12 protein-coding genes are annotated in these 18820 nt (G+C 40.5%); 2 read left to right on the top strand and 10 right to left on the bottom strand.

Annotation, left to right across the window (positions count from 1 at the left end; all coding sequences use genetic code 11):
* Positions 1 to 2: 2 nt before the first annotated feature.
* From ABWO12_RS00785 to ABWO12_RS00755, 7 genes are all read right to left on the bottom strand, one after another.
* Positions 3 to 1115 carry a cupin domain-containing protein gene (locus tag ABWO12_RS00785; protein ID WP_353086361.1) on the bottom strand — a complete coding sequence of 371 codons (1113 nt, stop codon included), beginning with the start codon at positions 1113 to 1115 and terminating at the stop codon, positions 3 to 5.
* A 54-nt stretch (positions 1116 to 1169) separates the two neighbouring features.
* Positions 1170 to 2141: a carbon-nitrogen hydrolase family protein gene (locus tag ABWO12_RS00780; protein ID WP_353086359.1), complete on the bottom strand. Its 972-nt coding sequence runs from the start codon at positions 2139 to 2141 to the stop codon at positions 1170 to 1172.
* A 4-nt stretch (positions 2142 to 2145) separates the two neighbouring features.
* The gene (locus tag ABWO12_RS00775) at positions 2146 to 2565 is read right to left on the bottom strand and encodes an acyl-CoA thioesterase (protein WP_353086357.1); all 420 of its coding nucleotides are present in this window, start codon (positions 2563 to 2565) and stop codon (positions 2146 to 2148) included.
* A 107-nt stretch (positions 2566 to 2672) separates the two neighbouring features.
* On the bottom strand, positions 2673 to 4271 hold the full coding sequence (locus ABWO12_RS00770) for an AMP-binding protein (protein ID WP_353086355.1): 1599 nt from the start codon (positions 4269 to 4271) through the stop codon (positions 2673 to 2675).
* The gene (locus ABWO12_RS00765) at positions 4268 to 4783 is read right to left on the bottom strand and encodes a hypothetical protein (protein WP_353086353.1); all 516 of its coding nucleotides are present in this window, start codon (positions 4781 to 4783) and stop codon (positions 4268 to 4270) included. The genes ABWO12_RS00770 and ABWO12_RS00765 overlap by 4 nt, the downstream gene beginning before the upstream one ends.
* An 11-nt stretch (positions 4784 to 4794) precedes the next feature.
* On the bottom strand, positions 4795 to 7080 hold the full coding sequence (locus tag ABWO12_RS00760) for an oxidoreductase (protein WP_353086351.1): 2286 nt from the start codon (positions 7078 to 7080) through the stop codon (positions 4795 to 4797).
* A gap of 1 nt (position 7081) precedes the next feature.
* Positions 7082 to 7690 carry a flavin reductase family protein gene (locus tag ABWO12_RS00755; RefSeq protein WP_353086350.1) on the bottom strand — a complete coding sequence of 203 codons (609 nt, stop codon included), beginning with the start codon at positions 7688 to 7690 and terminating at the stop codon, positions 7082 to 7084.
* 624 nt (positions 7691 to 8314) lie between these two features.
* Between ABWO12_RS00755 and acs the strand changes: the two genes are divergently transcribed.
* Entirely contained in the window at positions 8315 to 10222 is a 1908-nt protein-coding gene (acs, locus tag ABWO12_RS00750) for an acetate--CoA ligase (protein ID WP_353086348.1), read from the top strand.
* 121 nt (positions 10223 to 10343) lie between these two features.
* Here acs and ABWO12_RS00745 read toward each other — a convergent pair whose 3' ends face one another.
* Complete coding sequence (locus ABWO12_RS00745) at positions 10344 to 10940, bottom strand: 3'-5' exonuclease (RefSeq protein ID WP_353086346.1); 597 nt, start codon at positions 10938 to 10940, stop codon at positions 10344 to 10346.
* Positions 10941 to 10942: 2 nt separating this feature from the next.
* Positions 10943 to 12856, bottom strand: a complete 1914-nt coding sequence (locus ABWO12_RS00740; protein ID WP_353086344.1) for a DUF294 nucleotidyltransferase-like domain-containing protein — start codon at positions 12854 to 12856, stop codon at positions 10943 to 10945.
* Between the two features lie 352 nt (positions 12857 to 13208).
* On the opposite strand from ABWO12_RS00740, the gene ABWO12_RS00735 reads away from it, so the two are divergent.
* Positions 13209 to 14849 carry a T9SS type A sorting domain-containing protein gene (locus tag ABWO12_RS00735; RefSeq protein WP_353086342.1) on the top strand — a complete coding sequence of 547 codons (1641 nt, stop codon included), beginning with the start codon at positions 13209 to 13211 and terminating at the stop codon, positions 14847 to 14849.
* 32 nt (positions 14850 to 14881) lie between these two features.
* Here ABWO12_RS00735 and ABWO12_RS00730 read toward each other — a convergent pair whose 3' ends face one another.
* Complete coding sequence (locus ABWO12_RS00730; RefSeq protein WP_353086340.1) at positions 14882 to 18817, bottom strand: DUF2194 domain-containing protein; 3936 nt, start codon at positions 18815 to 18817, stop codon at positions 14882 to 14884.
* Positions 18818 to 18820: the final 3 nt, after the last annotated feature.

Genomic DNA, 18820 nt, shown 5'->3' with positions numbered 1-18820 from the left:
TTTTAACCAATGATTTGATGTCCGTTATTTTCGGATAACATGCGGTCTTGATACAAGCCTAAGCCTTCAATTACAGGCAAATCATTAAAGTGGAATAAACAGGCGTCTTCAGTTTCAGAACCATTGTGATGTTCGTGCCAAGCCCACGAGGGCACACAAAAAATATCCCGTTCTTTCCAATCGAAACGTTTCCCATTGATAATGGAATAGCCGCTTCCTTTGGCACATTGATACACAAATGAACCAGTATGTTTGTGAGCTTTTCCTTTAAATCCTTTGGGCAACAATTGTATGGAAGCACTCATGGTTTGCATGACATGTCTGCCCGTTAGCGGATTGCTGTAGCGCATATGAATGCCATCAAACGGATCGATCGGATTCACTTCTAAAGCTTCTAACAATGCAGGATATACTTTGCTCCAAGAATATTTAATTAGGGGAGAATAGGGCTTGTCCCACTGCACATCGGCTTGAATGAGTCCGACGCCACTATAGGTTTTGGGTGAATAATTCAGCGGTACGTCCAGCGGTTGTTTACCATCAAAAACAGCATAATCATTGGCTTCTAAGGCATTCACTAGCGGAATATCCAAACCGTCTTGCCAAATACAGGTTTGTCCGTCGGCTTCTACGCCGTGCTCGTGCCAGGTGGAGTTGGGCGTGATCACAAAATCGTTGATTTCCAGCATGATTTTATTGCCGTCTACTACCGTATATCCTTTGCTGCCTTCCATGATAAAGCGCAAAGCAGAAGCGCGATGACGGTGTGCCGATGTCGATTCTCCGGGCCGCGTAACTTGAATTCCAGTATACAGCCAACCTACAGCTGCAGAAACGTCTTTACGTTTGTCATTGACCAAATACACCACGCGTCGCCCTGCTTGTTCAGGGGTTACGAGTTCGCTCGATTTGAGCACCAGTGAACGTAAATCTTCGTATTTCCATAACATGGGCACGGAATTCGGACGTGGTTCCCAGGGCTCAATATCATTAGCAACGGTCCACAAAGCACCAGCGCCTAAGGTTTCTAATTCTTTGTAATAGGCTTCTAGTTCGGGAGTATCATTGACGCGTGCTCTGCCGTATACATCATCGGAATAGTGTTGATCTTCCATGGTTTTTATTTTAGAGACCTAACAGGTTTTTAAAACCTGTTAGGTCTATATTATTTATTCATTTTCTGTGCCCTCCACAAAGGTGATCTTTCGTGTTGGTGCCACATTCACCCGCAAATTGAAAATATCAAAACGGTTGTAATGCCCTAATATATCATGCATTTGTTTGGGTTGGATACATTTTGCCAAATCAATTTCGGCATACACAATGCCTTCATCGTCAATTAAAGGTGTTCCCATCACCGCTCCATTAGGTCCGATGAATCCTGAGAAGGCCGAACTTTTACGATCCAACAAAGCATCGATATTAGGCACATCCGCTCGTAAAGCCTCTTTGATTTCTTGGGATATGGTCGAACAGGAAACGATGGTGAACAATTTCCCTTCGAAAGAATGGGCTGCTGCTCGAATTTTAATCGCTTCAGCCATATCGTAATCGGGTGGGGCAACGGGAAGCGAAATGTAATTAGCAATGTGCACCAATTCACCTTGTGATAATAAGGTGAAACGCGCCAAAGTATTGGTGTTTTCACCACATGCGAGGGTACCCAGCGTTCCCACTTCGGTATCGTAAACTTTAAGGGACGAACCGTCACCTGAAGTCCAAGTTAATTTTTCGGCCCATGTAGGTACTAATTTTCGGTGTTTTCCAATGATTTCTCCTTGGTTATTGATGATTAGGTTGGTGTTGTAAATTTCGCCAAAACTTGTTCCGCGTTCGTTAATCCCTATGACAATGTGCATATTGAAGTCGCGTGCCGCTTGATACAACGGATGCATTTCAGCATCATCAATCATAGCCGAATTGCGGTACAACTGTTCGTACCATGCGCTGCCTTGCACGGGCGTCATCACCCAATTCCAGTAGGGATAGCCAGCAATAAAGACTTCGGGAAATGCAATCAATGTAGCACCATTTTCATGCGCCTCTTTGATAAAACGAATGGCTTTTTCTACTGTTGCAGGAACATTGAGAAAAACGGGCGACGTTTGTACGGTAGCGGCTTTAAATTTTTTAAACTCCATAGTTTTATTGCAAAAAAGGTTGGATTTTAAACTTCATCGTTTCGTTAAAAGCTTCCGAGCTGATGCTATTTCGGTCTTCTGCGATTTTAACGTTCACTAAGGTGACTTCACCTTCGAGCACCGTTTTTTGTTGGGCGTTTTCAAATTTAAAACCACACAGCATGGACGAATTACGTAATTCTTTGACCCATAAGTGCTTGGTGATGGTTTCTCCGAGGCGGGCCGGACTCTTGAATTGAACTTTTAAATCGACCGTCGGGATGCCATTGGTTTCATGCATCAAATGAAAAGGGCGATCCAAGGCTTCTTCAAACCAGTCTTCGACAAGGGCATTGAGCATTTCGAGAAAACGGGGATAAAAAACAATCCCAGCGTAGTCGATATGTTGGAAACGAATTTTTTCTTCTTTAGTAAAATAGTTCATTGGTTCGTGTTTTAGCCCTGATTGAAGCGGCATCCTCGTAGCGAAGCGGAGAGATACAGCGGAAAGCAGGAAATAGCTCCAAAAAATAAAAGCTATTCAAATATACATTAATCTTGATTTTTAAGTTTGAAACGTTGAATTTTTCCCGTTTCGGTTTTGGGCAGCGCTTCCACAAAATGAATCACGCGCGGGTATTTATAGGGAGCAGCTACTTCTTTAAACCAGTGCTGAATACGGTTTTTCAACACATCGGATGCTTTAGTTGCATCGTTCAATACAATATACGCACAAACCAACATCCCACGTTCGTCGTCGGGGAGTCCGACCACTGCGCATTCCGCCACATCTTCATGGCCGATTAACACACTTTCAACCTCAATGGCTGCAATATTGTAGCCTGAGGAAATAATCATGTCGTCGCCACGGGCCACAAACCAATAGTAGCCCTCTTCGTCTTTTCGGAAAACATCCCCCGTGAGATTCCAACCGTATTGTACATATTCCGCTTGTTTTTCGGGACGATTAAGGTATTTGCAGCCTGTGATGCCGCGAACTGCCAAACGACCGGGGGTTCCATCTGTGATTTCGGTACCCGATGTATCTACAATCTTGGCTTCATAACCGGTAATGGGTAATCCCGTTGCTCCGGGTTTCATATTCGTTTCGTTGGATGAAATGAAAATATGTAACATTTCAGTGGCTCCTATGCCGTCAATAATTTTGAGTCCGGTCACGTCAAACCAGTCTTGCCATACCTTCAAGGGAAGTGTTTCTCCTGCAGATACACATTTGCGCAAACTGGAAATATCGTAATCGCGGACTTTAGTTGTTATGATCCGCCACGCCGTGGGCGCTGTAAAACAAATGGTGATTTTATGGTCTTGAATCGCTTGCAAAAGTAGGTCCGGACTCGGTTTTTCAATTAAAAATGTCGATGCACCATAATAGAGTGGGAAAAGCACCAATCCGCCGAGTCCAAAGGTGAATCCGATGGGCGGACTACCGATAAAAATATCTTCAGCAGTGGGTTGGAGCGAATAGGCGGGGAAAGCTTCACAGCTATTGAGAATGTCTTTGTGATAGTGCGCGGTCATTTTGGGTAAACCCGTCGTTCCCGAGGTAAACCCGATTAATGCCACACTTTCAGAATGCGAGTGGTAATTGTCAAAAACAGGTTCGTATTTTGCCATTAAGGCTTCCAATTGGCCGTTTCCAAAATAACAAACCGAATGTAAGTTGTCGCTTTTCACCAAATGCATTTCTTCTTCCAAATCGGCGGCACAAAACGAATGGGAAATTTCGGCACAATCAATTATTGTAGTGAGTTCTTTGGATCGTAACAAAGGCATCGTAGCTACAACAATACCGCCTGCTTTAAGAATGGCAAACCAACAGGCGACCATCATCGGCGAATTGGCGGAACGAATCAACACCCGATTTCCGGATTGGAGTCCGAGATCGTTCACCAATACTTGCGCAATTTGATTGCTTTTTTCGAACAACTCTTGATAAGTCCAGGTAGTTTCAAACGTATGTATGCACGGTTGATTTCCGCGACCTTCCCGAATATGTTGGTCCAACAATCGATCGACACAGTTGAGCATTTCAGGACGTTGAAACTGGGGTAAATCCAAAAAGGCATAGCCCGGTTGTGCGGAATGTTTGGGCAAATGATCATGAGCAAACGTATCGGTGTAGTGTTTCATCTGGGAAATTTTACAGGTTTAAGACTATGTTTCATCAGCTGATTAAAGGACTCAAATTGTTTTTTTCTCATTATAATTTCATGGTAACCGTTGAGCGGTATTTTCTTTTCTAAAAAACTAAAAATAGTATTGAAGTCATCTTCTGAACTCGAGCTGCCACCTTTTTGATAATAGTCATAAGACTTATTATTTATTTTTAAAACTAATGCAAATTCACTACAATCAATGCAACTATCGTTTGCTACTTTATTGTATGATTTAAAGTTTATTTTTTTAATTAGTATATTTAAGGAATCGATTTCGTTTTCTGAGAGTTGAACTTTTGTAGAAATGTAATTGGGATAATTATATTTATAAATTGTAAAAACCCCCTTTTTATCTAATGTGGCAGTGTGTTTTTCTGCCCATCCACTATTGAAACTATATTCAACGAAATCACAGCTTAATTCAGTTGAATTATTATGGCATGCTAGGGTGACTAAAGCTAATAAAAAGAGAGCTTTAAACTTCATGAAAAAATAGATTACTTTTTATTACTCTTCGGCTTTAAAGCCTTCTTCATCGATTCCATTTGTTTGCGTTCGGTCGCTTGATACGGATACAAATGTGAGGTACCTGCAAAATACGAATCGGGAATATCAGTAGGACGGAAATTCTCATACGCTTGTGCATTTCGCACAAAATAGGGATCCAGCAACAAGGGGCGGCCCAACGCAACTAAGTCGGCTCGACCGTTTAATAAAATGGTATTGATTTGATCAATATTTTGAATATAACCCGCGGTAATAGTTGGTATGTGAACGGTATTGCGAATGGCATCCGAAAACGGAGTTTGCCACATGCGTCCGACCAGCGGTTTTTGATAGATCACGGTATTTCCCGTAGAAACATTGATGCAATCGGCGCCCGCTTCTTTAAAGGCATTAGCGATAGCGAGCACTTCATTTTCGGTGATTCCACCTTCGGCCCAATCGCAAGCTGAGATACGAACCGACATGGGTTTTTCTTTTGGAAAAACGGCGCGCATGGCTTTAAATACGCGAATCGGGAATTTTAGGCGGTTTTCTATACTGCCACCAAACTCATCCGTTCGTTGATTTGTTAAGGGTGAAAGGAAAGATGCTAACAAAAATCCGTGATGGACTTGGAGTTCGACAAGATCAAATCCGGCAACATCAGCATTTTGGGTGGCTTGCAAAAATTGTGCTGTAACGGTATCCATGTCAGCCACCGACATAGCTTTTGGGGTAGGCATTCCTTCTGCAAAGGGAATAGCTGAAGCCGCGATCAATTCCCAGGGATTCTCAAGCCGTTGATTGACGCCTTCACTTGGACGTTTGGTCGCACCTTTAGGGCCAGAATGCCCCAATTGAACACCGATTTTTGAAGCGGTATTTTGATGGATAAAATCTGTAATTCGTTTCCAATTATCTATTTGATTTTGAGTATATAATCCCGCACAACCTAAAGTGATACGACCTGTTTCGGAAACCGACGTCATTTCGGTTAGCAGAAGTCCGACACCGCCTAAAGCACGCGAGGTATAATGTTGAAAATGCCAATCGTTGACTTCACCATTTTCAGCGCGATATTGTCCCATGGGCGCCATGACAATTCGATTTGGGAGTACTAAATCACGGAGTTTGAAGTCGTGAAAAGCGGCGGGTTTGGCTTCCTGATTGCCATTAAATTCGGCCAAAACCTTATCAGTAAACGATTTGTCGCGTATCATCAAGTTTTCAAAAGTCACCTTTTTTGAACGTGTCATGCAACCAAAAGCGAATTGATAAAACGGATGTTGCATGTGACGATCCATGTGTTCGAACCAATCTAAGGAGACCGTAGCCGCATATTGAATCATTTCGACCGTATTACGCCGCGATTGCTCGTATTGTTGAAAAGCGGCTTGTACGTTATTCGGATTAGCTATAACGGCATCGGAGAGTCCGATGGCACAATCCATGGCTAGTTTGGTTCCTGATCCGATGGAGTAGTGGGCGGTAGCTTTGGCGTCACCCAATAGTATAATGTTGTTATGAAACCATTTTTTATTGGTCACATGGGGAAACTGCCGCCAGTGTGATTTATTTGAAATCAAACCATGACCGTCGAGTTCTTCTTTGAAAATTACTTCGATTTTAGCAATGGTATCCGCTTCGTTGGTGACTTCAAAACCGTGCTTTTCCCAGGTATCATTGGAGCATTCAAAAATCCACGTACTCATTCCTGGCTCGTATTGGTAGGAGTGAGCTACGATGGTTCCGTGTAGTGTAGAGCGGAAGAAATAAGTAAAAGCATCCAAAGGCTTGGTCGAACCGAGCCATACAAAGCGGTTGCTTTTGAGTTCGATTTGCGTCCCAAACTCTTCAGCAAATTGTGATCGAATCGCACTCCCAATTCCGTCAGAAGCCAAGATGATATCTGAATCTGCAAATTGGGATAGATCGTCTACATTTTGTTCAAAATGCAAACGAATACCTTCTTCGGCACAACGTTGATGTAGCAATTTCAATAAGGTTTTTCGAGAACAACCGCAAAAACCGTTGCCGGCGATACTCACTTCTTGTCCGTCACGCGCGATGATGATGTCGTCCCAATAGGCAAAATTGGAGCGTATCAACTCATAAGATTCCATATCGCGCTTGAGGAATTCGCCCAAGGTTTCATCGGAGAAAACGACCCCAAAGCCGAAGCTATCATCGGGACGGTTGCGTTCGTAAATATCAATTTCACAGTGTGGTAATGCTTTTTTGGTTAGAATTGAAAAATATAAACCGCCGGGACCGCCCCCGATAACTGTAATTTTCATGTTATGAATTTCGTTTTATGGCAAATTGTTCACCTAATTTAGAATAGTTTGCTCCTGCTAGACGCGCCACAGGTTTGTAGTTCTCGAGATTAATTTTGTAATTATCAAGCAGAACAGAATCATCATAATGCATCATCACAATGCGACCAATTAACACACAAGCACCACCTTGTTGATGTCCTTCCAAAAAGTAATTGTGTACCAATTCGCATTCGAGGTGAATCGGACTCTCTTTGACTCGCATGGGTTTTATTTTTAAGGAAGGGATAGGAGTGAGTCCGGCATGTGCAAACTCATCAACTTCTGGAGGAAGTTTATCCGAGGTCATATTCATTTGTTCAACAACTGCTTCGGTCACCATATTCACTACAAATTGCTTTGTATTTAAAACATTATTTAGAGTGTCTTTATTGGAATTGTTATCCCGTCGAGTGGAGAACATCACATGGGGTGGATCATCACCCAAAAGGTTGAAATAAGAAAATGGTGCGAGATTGTTCACTCCATTAGTATCAACAGTAGAAATCCAGCCGATAGGTCGAGGGATAATGGTACCCGTTAATAGCTTGTAAATTGCGGATTGTTCCAGATTTTCAGGATCAAATTGCATGCTTAAAATTTTCATACAAGATAAAAAAAAGTAGGTATAAAATTCAGTATTATTCAAAAGAATGGACTTTTTAGTTGTATTTTAAGAAAATCAAATAAAAAAATAATCTAAAACCATTCACAATAATGTTAAGAAAGATCCTTTTTTTGCGTGACAAAACCAAAAACAACATCTTAAAATCAATTACAGCATTTTAAATTGAAAATTGAATTGGATAATGTATTGAAAAAAATTATTTTTCGCCTTCCTCGTAACCAAATCGAACGAATACATAATAAATTTTCTCAATAAAAATAGGTGTCATTAAGGAAGTTTGTTAAAAATATAGCACAGTAGAGTTTTAAAAGTTATGTGCATTGTTTATTGTCTTCCCAAAGCGAATTTCAAAAAAATATGGCAGCGAATTGGGTATGAGATTGAATTTGAAATTTATTTCCTTTTTGAAAAAGCTATGATAGATGAAACGTCTGGATCAACAATTTCAAAATCCTGAGGTCTCACAACAGAATAACAACTGAGTTGGTGTTTTAAAAAAACAGTAAAATTTTTCGCCACTTTATTTAATTCACTACTCTCGGAAAGGCTATATTTACATAACCAAAAAAAACATAAAACAAGATTACAATGAGTTATTACAAAATTAATAATCTCGAGCATTATTTTAAAATGTATAAGAAATCCATTCGTGAACCCCGAAAATTTTGGGACCGTATCGCGGATGAGAATTTTACTTGGTATCAAAAATGGGATAAGGTTTTGGAATTTGACATGCAGGAAGTAGACTTCAAATGGTTTGTCAATGCCAAAGTGAATATCACCAAAAACTGTATAGATCGGCATTTAACCAAACGCGGAGAGAAAACAGCCATTATTTTTGAACCCAATGATCCCAACGAGGAAGCACAACACATTTCCTATAATGAATTGTATGCCCGTGTTGCCAAAATGGCCAATATTTTACGTGATCAAGGCATAAAGAAGGGGGATCGCGTATGCATTTACTTACCGATGATTCCCGATTTGGCCATAGCGGTTTTAGCTTGTGCGCGGATTGGCGCGATTCACTCGGTGGTATTTGCTGGATTTTCAGCCTCAGCGGTGGCAGCCCGTATTCAGGACTGTGAAGCCAAAATGGTCATCACTTCCGATGGTGGGCACCGTGGTGATAAAACCATCAATCTTAAGGCCATTGTTGATGAAGCTTTGGAAAAATGCCCAACGATTGAAACCGTTTTAGTGGCCCGGCGCACAAATCAACAAGTAGTCATGCAAGAAGGGCGCGATTTATGGCTGCAACCCTTGTTGGATGAAGCCATTCCCAACAATGTAGCCGAAATCATGGATGCCGAAGATCCATTATTCATCTTATATACTTCAGGTTCAACGGGCAAACCCAAAGGGATGTTGCATACTACGGCAGGGTATATGGTTTACACGGCTTATACCTTTAAAAATATTTTCAATTACGAAGAAAACGATGTGTATTGGTGTACCGCCGATATAGGTTGGATTACAGGGCACTCGTATATTCTTTACGGCCCTCTTTTGAATGGTGCTACAACGGTGATTTTTGAAGGTGTTCCTTCGTATCCCAATTTTAGTCGTTTTTGGCAAGTGATTGAGAAGCATAAGGTAAATCAATTTTATACCGCGCCCACAGCGATTCGTGCATTGGCGAAAGAAAGTTTAGATTATGTCCAAAAATATCCATTGTCTTCTTTGAAGGTAATCGGATCAGTAGGAGAACCTATTAACGAAGAAGCTTGGCACTGGTATAACGATCATGTGGGTGGAAAACGTTGCCCACTCGTCGATACGTGGTGGCAAACGGAAACAGGCGGAATTATGATTTCTCCCGTTCCTTTTGTAACACCCACAAAACCCACGTATGCTTCCTTGCCTTTACCCGGAATACAACCGGTATTGATGGACGAATTGCGCAACGAGATTGAAGGCAATCAAGTCACCGGTAGCTTGTGCATCAAGTTTCCTTGGCCGAGTATGGCTCGAACCATTTGGGGCGATCACCAACGGTACAAAGAGACCTATTTCTCCGCTTTTCCGGGAAAATATTTCACAGGTGACGGCGCATTGCGTGATGAAGTGGGGTATTATCGCATTACAGGTCGGGTGGATGATGTAATTATTGTTTCGGGCCATAATTTGGGTACTGCCCCAATAGAAGATGCAATCAATGAGCACCCAGCGGTAGCCGAAAGTGCCATTGTTGGATTCCCGCACAATATCAAAGGAAATGCGATGTATGGCTTTATTATTTTGAAAGAAGTAGGAGAGACCCGTAACCGTGAAAATCTTGCTAAAGAAATTAATCAATTGATCTCTGATCAAATCGGACCCATTGCCAAATTAGATAAAATTCAATTTGTAAGTGGATTGCCAAAAACACGTTCAGGTAAGATTATGCGACGGATTTTACGTAAAATTGCTGAAGGAGATTTCAGTAATTTCGGCGATATTTCTACACTTTTGAATCCTGAAATTGTTGAGGAAATCAAAAATGAACGGGTGTAGTTTATAATTAATTTAGTTTTTATGGTTGGAACTGCTTTCATTTGTGAAGGCAGTTTTTTTATTTTACAAATATTTGCATTTCAAATATTTATATAAATCAAACGAATAAATCACTTCAGGTTTATTTTAAGCCTAATTTGGACTTTAATTTCAAAAACATCAACGCAATATTATAGGCATCATCGGTGGGTGAGACGTGCTCGGTAACGGGAAGTTTGTATGCTTTTGCCATTTCATCCAAAGCGATGCTTTTTTCAGACAAATCATGTACTTTCTTGTACATAATTTCAATATCCAACGCCTCATTACGTAAACGTCCACAGCCCAATTTTTCGAGTACTTCATTGAGCATTTCCACATCAAAATAAGTGCGGTGCCCCACTAAAACCGCGTTCTCAATAAAGGCGATAAAGTTTTCAATCGCAGCTGGTTCGGCTAATTTTGACATTTTACTCTCCAAAACAAAGTCATGGGTAATGCCGTTGTCATGCAAATATTTGTATTGTGGAATAGCAATTTCAAAAACATCACCGATTAAAACCTGATCCTGAACAATTCCGATGGCAGCAATCGATAAAATAACATCTTTTCGCAAATTTAACCCCGTAGTTTCAAGGGTAAACGCCACATAGCGGTTGGATTTTTTGTCCATTTTCTCCAAGTACGTCTTCCAAAATTCAGGATATTCTTTCTGTATGTTTTTTAGCCAATCCAACATAATTAGGAAAATTGGGTGAGTTGGTAATTATCTTTAATCAATTCTTCCAAGTCGCGCATGGGAGCTAACGCCGCTTTGAGTCTTTCTTTATCCACTTTATTCATATCCTCCAAAGATAGAAAATGACCGTTAGAATCTTCTTTTAATCCTTCTTCTGTGCTGAATTTGGACAAGGTTAAAAAAGCTTCGGCGCAGTTGAGATAGATTTCTGCATGTTTCGGGTCAATGATCGCCAGCTGTTTGTACCGCTGAAAGGTGCTGTTGATTCCTTTTATTCCATTGCTTAACGTAAGCAAACGCGCCGCGTCAACCAAAGGTAAAATGGCCCGGTTTTTAAGGTCAAATTTGCCTTTAAACTCACCTTCTTCTTCAACATTGAATTTTTTAAAGAACGTTAGAGGCGGTGGTTTTCGTAACGCATCATTCCCTAAGAAATCGTAGAACAAGACATTGTTTTTAGCATTTTTAAATATAACCTCCGTCAAAGCATCTTCGATTTTTTGCTCCCCGGAAGCCATTTCATAATCAAAGAAAACACTGCTTATTTCATTGGATTTTTCACCGGGAGTATTCATCCAACTGTTGTACTGTTTTATCCAGTCTGTCAGTGATTTACACCACAGCATATTGCTAGCAACATGATTTTGAGTACACAGTTTATAACCTACTTTCTCAAGCGTCGCGGTTGCTTTTTTGGCCAAACGAATAAAGTAATCTTTGGTATCGCGATACTTATCGGCGGGCACATCTTCAAAAATCAAGATACTATCTTGGTCCGTTAGTAACAATTGTTCTTTTCGTCCCTGGCTGCCTATGCATAACCAAGCATAACGGGCAGGAGGGGAGCCCAACTCTAAAATCGCCAATTCGACAGTACGTTTAACCAAAGCCAGCGTGATTTCACCAGCAATACTTTGAATATGTGTTAGAGGAATATTACGTTGAAGTGACGATTGAATGATTTCCGTGAGTTTATCGCGTACTGATTTTAGCTCTTTGGCAGAAGTCGATTTTCGGATTTCTTTAAGTAAGACACCAGGATTATTGGCTTGAGCGACAACCAAATCATGCTCCGAAATGATGCCTTTGACTTCCGATTTATCGGTGCCATCATACGTTACGCAAAGGTGAGTAACCCCATGTTTTAACATGACCAATTGCGCTTCGGCTACGGAAATATTCTCAATAACTGTGATTACAGGCGCACTCATCAATTGGGTAATGGGTTGCGAAATAGCAACACGCCCCGTGGCTACTTTGGCACGAAAATCTTTATCCGTGACAATTCCTACTGGATTTCCTTGCTCGGTAATTATAGCGCTATCGTATAAATTATCGGTAATTAGTTGCGCGGTATCTTTCACCGTAGTTTGGATTCCAATTTTTAGAGGTGATCGATTGTAAGTTAAGGTTTGGAAATATAATAAATCGGATTGATTTTCACTAAAAGCTATAGAATCTGTGATAAGTCCCTTGGCCATTTTATCGGACTGATTCTTGGAATTGGTTGCAAAACTTTCCAATAAAAAATCTAAAACCGCCTGATTTTTGGATACATAGGGTTTAAAAACTGTAATAGGAATCGCATACACAATACAATCATCTTTGGCTTTGGCCGTCATTTGATAATTGTTTTTGGCAAAAAAGGGCCGTAATCCAAAAATATCGCCTGCATGACATTTGTTTAAAAGCATTTCTTCGGCATCGGAAACCACCATTAATTGAATGATTCCATTGGCCACTACGTAAAAACTATCATGTAAGGCGTCGTTGATTTGAAACAACGTTTTGTTTTTATCCAGATTTAAAACACGAATCGATTGAGCAATAACCACAAGTTCGTCATAACTCAAAAAATTAAACGGCTCAAAATCTTTTAAAAAGTCGGCAACTCGGTAGGCAATTGCATTACTCATAGAGCATAAAATTAAGCTACAAAGTTATAAATTTGTTTGTGCCCATACCGATAAAGAAACACCGTTTTATGATTAATTTTAAAGATGATATGTTTATAACCTGTGACTCCTTTCTATTTTCTATTTTACATAATATAAATTATAGTTAAAATGAATTAGATTTAACTACAGAGCATTTAAGTACTATATTTCTTACCTTAAAAACTTAAATTGTGTATTTCATCGATGTTTTGTGTAGTATTTTACACTTTATCGATAAAATATTACATTTTATCTGTACTTTTAATCTATTAATTTTACTGCTAAGAAATTGACAACCCCAAATCTATCTTAGCCTAACCAAACATTGAGTATGAAGATTTTTTGGATTTTCTTTAGTATTTTGTTTATACAATGGACAGTGGCTCAAAATTCAACGGTAAGTTATCAACCCACTACAGAAGTTATTTCAAATCCTGATCGCGGTTTTTTCAAATTTACTGAAACCCATTCCAATGCCTATACAGCGTTAAACACAACCACGTTAACCAATTACCGCATCAATCAAAAAATTAGTTTGATTTACCGTGTGTTTTATTTAGAGAATTTCATAAATAGCCCCATTTCAAGTGCATACCTCGCACAAATGCAATTGGATTTTGATAAGGTTCGTGCCGCAGGTTTGAAATGCATCATCCGGTTTGCTTATTCTGATAATGAAGACGCCATGCAACGTGATGCTTCCAAGGCAATGATGTTAACTCATATTCAGCAAATTGCCCCTTTATTGCAAGCCAACGAGGATGTAATTAGTGTAATGCAAGCAGGATTTATCGGACTTTGGGGCGAATGGTATTATACCAGCCAAGCTGAATTTGGTGGCTGGGGCTACAACCAAACCGATTTGACACCCGCCAATAACAACCATCGTAAAGACATTTTGAATGCAATTTTGAATGCACTTCCTGCCAGTCGCATGGTTCAAATACGCTACCCTGCCTTTAAACAACAAATGTATTCCAACACCGCTTTATCGTCAACACAAGGATTTTCACAAACCCAAGTGGCGCGAATCGGTCACCACAACGACTGTTTTTTAGCCAGCGCTACCGATTATGGCACTTACGAAAATCCTACCATACAATACCCGTATTTGGAGCAAGAAACCAAGTTTGTCCCTATGGGCGGAGAAACTTGTGCCGTAAATTTACCCCGTTCGGGATGTGCTACTGCCGTTGCCGAATTGGCTAAATTCCATTGGTCGTTTATGAATATTGATTACTTTCCAGGTGTTATCAACGAATTTGAAAGCAATAATTGCTTTACCGACATAGAGAAAAAGTTGGGCTATCGTTTTGAAATGCGCAGTAGTACTTTGCCTCAAAATGCTGTTCTAGGTGCTACTATACCCGTCGCGTTACGTCTAATCAACACGGGGTATGCAGCGCCCTACAATGCCCGCACCGTGGCTTTGGTTTTGAAATATAATATGACACAACAATTGATCTCCTTGCCCATGAATACCGATCCCCGACGATGGTTGGGCACTACAGAGATTGTGGTTTCTGAAAACATTCCGCTTCCAACTTCTTTGCCGGTGGGGAACTACAGTGTGTATTTGCACGTAGCCGATGCGAGTCCCAGTCTCACCAACCGCCCTGAATACGCCATTCGTATGGCTAATCAAAACATGTGGGATGCCACAACTGGCTTTAATAATTTGAATTTCAATATCAATGTTACTGCGCCCTTGGCTTTAGCCGACATCGCAAAACCACAAGCGATAATTTATCCTGTACCCGCAAAAGACCTTTTAATGATTCAATTAACCAATATCGAATCGTATACCCTAGCCTTATACAATGCGTTAGGACAAAAAATAACGACCAACAAAACCCTACAATCAGACAAGGTGATTATTGATGTAAAAGGATTAAGTAATGGTATATATTTTGTTGATATAGAGAAGGATGGAATAAAATACACCAGTCCCATTGTTTTGGGTGATGACTAAAAAAAAGGGATTCGATTGTAATCCCTTTTTTGTTATCGTTTTTTCCGTGGTTTAAAATTATGCTTTATCCCAAGCATGACATTGTTGGAATAAAACTTATCCTGCTCATACAATTCAAAATTGATGGTAAACGCAGTGAAATCCATAAATTGATAGCTCATTAACGAAGTTAGACGTTTGAAATCACTGCTAAACGTATCGTGGAATATTCCGCCTTCAACATTGATATTGAAGTTGTCCGTTCCAAATTCCAACCCTACACCGCCTCCAGTATAAAAGCGATCTTTCAGCATCCAATAGGGAAAACCTACAGCCAAATCACGACTTCCCCAATAGCCGTGGGTTTCTAGAAAAGGTAGTATTTTGAATTTTCGAACTTTACGGTTGTCCCAAACAAAACGTACGGTCAATTCGGCATTGAATGCGTCATCAAAATCTTCAAACAATAATGACCCATCAGGTAATTCTGTGACTACAGTTCGCATGATATCTGTTTCTCTTGGATCTGGATTACGCTCTACCAAGGTTCTTGAGAGCAATCCGTCGGTGTAATAATTGGCCTCAAAATTTAAAGAAGCCTCTATCCTTTTGAAAAAATGACGGTCATGATAGCCTCGTAATTGAATGTTATAAATCTTTTCATTCAACCCTCCGGAAGTTTCCGCTGGAAAAAAACTTAAATCGGCCGTTTTATAGGATTTCTCTTTTCCATGACTAAATCCAACACCTCCTTGTACAAAACCATTAGAAAACTGATCCATTTCAAAACGTCCTCTAGCCCAATACTGTGGTTTCCCATCAACAACTGCTGTAGTAAACTTGTATTCCAATCCAACGGTATAGTTAAATTGATTGGACGTATAAATTTCATCCACAAACTCTAATTTGTAGTATTCATTATAGGCAATTCCGAAACTATGAATTCGATTTTTACGGTCATAACGATTGTAGGTAAACAAATTTTTCAGAATAGCGGGATCGTCTTGGTTGGTTTCCATCGCTGAGTTAAACTCGACAAAATCCCCAAAATTCAAACGCAATTCCTTTTGCAACTTTTTCAAAACCTCGGGATAAAATAAAGCACTATGATTTGCAATCAATTCCTGTTGTAATTCTGTTTTCTCATAGGGAACATCGGTGTTCAACATTTTTCGAACCGTCTCTTTCTCGGGAGAATCGTTCATGCCATTCGCAATGATCCAACTTTCTTTGAATTGCCCTTGGTCGTGATAATAACTCACCATCAGTGACTTCGCTTCTTGATCGTTCGGATTTTTGGCGGTGTACTCCTTGTACAACGGTTCAACCAACTTATACTGTCGGGTTTCCAACAGCCAATTCATTTTTTGGGCAAATCCAATTTCTTTCGCATAATCAGCCCAAGCCAAAGCTGCGGTATAGTTTTCTTCATCGGCATACATCCAAACAATCGTATCGGCCAAATCACTCCATTCCGCACTCGGGGTAAGCGTCATGATTTCTTTTTTAGCGGCTACAGGATCTACATCCAATAAATGCTGAATATACGCAATTTTATGTGCTGAAGTGGGTTCTAATCGCGCTATCGTTTGCAAGGCTGTTCTAATTTTTGGCTCAAAGGCTTCAATGTCAAAATTTGCGATATACTCTTTCCATAACGCTACAGAATCCGGTTTTACTTTCAACTGTTCCCACATCCATTTTTCTTTATCAGCATCGTGTAAAAATCCAATTTGACGATCTAATTCAGCCGAATACATGACATTATTTTCACTTGGATATTTCTGAACATGCTGACTGTAAAAGTCCCAAACCTCTTTCCCTTTTTCCTCCCACGATAGCATTTTGGCATATTTATTCCACTTTACCGAATCGATTTCACGGCTATTGGCCAAACGTGCCCGAAACGCTTTACGATAGGCAATCTCTTGAGCAATTTGCAAATCATCCCAGTATTTTCCCGATTGATAATCCCGTAATTCTTTTTGAAATCTTTGGTAGGCCGCCATTACCTCTTTTTTCACTTTGGCCAACGCCATGGACGATTGGGTTGTTTTTGGGAATAAATCGGGTAAACTAATCTCTTGTTTTGGCGTTGCAACACTTAATAAATAGCCGTTCAGCATAGGCGTTTGATGTACGGTATATCCTTTGCTTTTTAGCGCGTTGCTGTACACACCAACATGTGTTTGTTCTGAAAAAAACAACCAATAATTTTGAGGTTGGGCATATGAGGTGGTGGCTTTAACCGAATACATACCGTCTACGGATACATGCTTCATTTGCGAGGCACGCCAAGACCATACCAATTTACCCCCTGTTCGTCCGTCGGTGAAGCGCAAAAGCGGGTACTGTTTTTTAAAATTGATGATGAATTTTTTAAACTCGGGAAACATGGCTTTATCGCTGTTCACCGACTTGCGCCACCCATAGGATTTTTGGTTTCGTAAACTGTACCCGCCCGAGGTTTTATCAGCTGTAGCAGGAATTTGATAGATATCATCAGGATGCACAAAATGGTTCCAAATTCCCGTAATCAAGTACAAGGATTGAATGGTATATTCTTCGTCATCCGAGAAGTAGAATCCACTGGAAATCCGCGGATAATCAAAAAATTGTTTCTTGTAAGGGTCAAAATCAAACTCACGGTCCCCTCCTACGGTTTTTTCACCCAGATACAAGCTACACATAAACTGTAATGAAGGCATAGACTCTTTCAACAACTTAAGTCCAGTGGCATCAATAATGTTGGAGGGTGGCACATACGTTGCAGGATAGCTTCCGTAGTTGTTGATTTCCCATTTCTTTTTGACCGTATTCATGGCCATAGGAATAAACTTCGGATTGGTCCACAATTTTTTGGTTAAAGAAACGTGATTATACCCGTGAAAAGCCATTTCGTGACCGTTCTTTTTTACATCATCGACCAACCAATCCGATAATGATTCGACCTTATCGCGCTTGTCCGTTTTCAACAAATTCCATTGATCCAAGGTAAACGGAGGCACTATTTTGTTACGGTAATCAAAGGTCAACATCGCTGCATAAGGAATGTCAAACTCTTTGGCCAGTTTTCGCATATCGGGCCACCACACATCCGATACGAACTCGGCTGTCGTTTTATTCATTTCAGTTAAAACAGGTTCGGCCTTAATATCGTATTGGGGTGCGGGAAAATCATCGAGAAAAAGCGTCGAAGTATTGGCCACTGCATACGGCACGCCTTCAATCCCTTTTAAAATGCCCACAAATAAGAAACCACGGTCAATTTTGGTAAAATCAAATGAAGTGTTGTAAAATAGTACCCGCCCCTTCCCTATCGGATTTTCAATGATAGTGGGATAATTGGGATTATTGGCCGCCGTAGCCAAGATTTTGACGGATGGTCTAAAATTATCGGAGGTAAAACCGTAAAGCGGAATCTCTTTGCCAATTTTCTTTCCAGTCATCCCGGGAAATACAGGCGTAGTGTAATGCCACCCTTTGGAGGTCGTATCGGTTTCCCAATTAGCCCGTGATTGAAATCCTAGCAAAAAGGCAAAACGATGATCTTCAACGGCAAAAGGCACATAAACGGTTCCTCCACGCAACACAAAATCCAATAAAACAGGAATTCCAGCCGATTCTACCCGTTTGGTATTGTGAATCATAACCACCCGAACAGTTGCCGGAATACTGGGTTGTGCATTCCAACTATCAATATCGGTGGCACGAAAAGGAAGTTTGGTGTAATCACAGGATTTCTGAATGGCTTCTGAATAGGCTTTGCTGCTCTTCGATTTTGCATCCAACAACGTTAGCACTACGGGTTGATTACTCATGCTAGGTAAAGCGTAGGGCTGAAGATTTTCAAACGTTTCTTCTTGTTCATTTTTCAGCAAATCAAATGACAAGTCACTCCAATCCTCGCGTTTGCCGCAACTTTGCAACAATACAACAAGACTAATGAAAAAGAGTATAACGTGTTTATGTAGGTAGGTTGTTTTCATGGG

It is taken from the genome of Flavobacterium sp., assembly GCF_040379285.1.
Lineage (GTDB): Bacteria > Bacteroidota > Bacteroidia > Flavobacteriales > Flavobacteriaceae > Flavobacterium.
The sequence above is the reverse complement of the archived record's forward strand: the minus strand, read 5'-3'. Positions and strand labels throughout refer to the sequence as shown.

What these genes read in the sequence shown, in the direction of transcription:
- ABWO12_RS00785 (WP_353086361.1), bottom strand. Translation starts at nt 1,115, where the DNA reads ATGGAAGATCAACACTATTCCGATGATGTATACGGCAGAGCACGCGTC.
- ABWO12_RS00780 (WP_353086359.1), bottom strand. Translation starts at nt 2,141, where the DNA reads ATGGAGTTTAAAAAATTTAAAGCCGCTACCGTACAAACGTCGCCCGTT.
- ABWO12_RS00775 (WP_353086357.1), bottom strand. Translation starts at nt 2,565, where the DNA reads ATGAACTATTTTACTAAAGAAGAAAAAATTCGTTTCCAACATATCGAC.
- ABWO12_RS00770 (WP_353086355.1), bottom strand. Translation starts at nt 4,271, where the DNA reads ATGAAACACTACACCGATACGTTTGCTCATGATCATTTGCCCAAACAT.
- ABWO12_RS00765 (WP_353086353.1), bottom strand. Translation starts at nt 4,783, where the DNA reads ATGAAGTTTAAAGCTCTCTTTTTATTAGCTTTAGTCACCCTAGCATGC.
- ABWO12_RS00760 (WP_353086351.1), bottom strand. Translation starts at nt 7,080, where the DNA reads ATGAAAATTACAGTTATCGGGGGCGGTCCCGGCGGTTTATATTTTTCA.
- ABWO12_RS00755 (WP_353086350.1), bottom strand. Translation starts at nt 7,690, where the DNA reads ATGCAATTTGATCCTGAAAATCTGGAACAATCCGCAATTTACAAGCTA.
- acs (WP_353086348.1), top strand. Translation starts at nt 8,315, where the DNA reads ATGAGTTATTACAAAATTAATAATCTCGAGCATTATTTTAAAATGTAT.
- ABWO12_RS00745 (WP_353086346.1), bottom strand. Translation starts at nt 10,940, where the DNA reads ATGTTGGATTGGCTAAAAAACATACAGAAAGAATATCCTGAATTTTGG.
- ABWO12_RS00740 (WP_353086344.1), bottom strand. Translation starts at nt 12,856, where the DNA reads ATGAGTAATGCAATTGCCTACCGAGTTGCCGACTTTTTAAAAGATTTT.
- ABWO12_RS00735 (WP_353086342.1), top strand. Translation starts at nt 13,209, where the DNA reads ATGAAGATTTTTTGGATTTTCTTTAGTATTTTGTTTATACAATGGACA.
- ABWO12_RS00730 (WP_353086340.1), bottom strand. Translation starts at nt 18,817, where the DNA reads ATGAAAACAACCTACCTACATAAACACGTTATACTCTTTTTCATTAGT.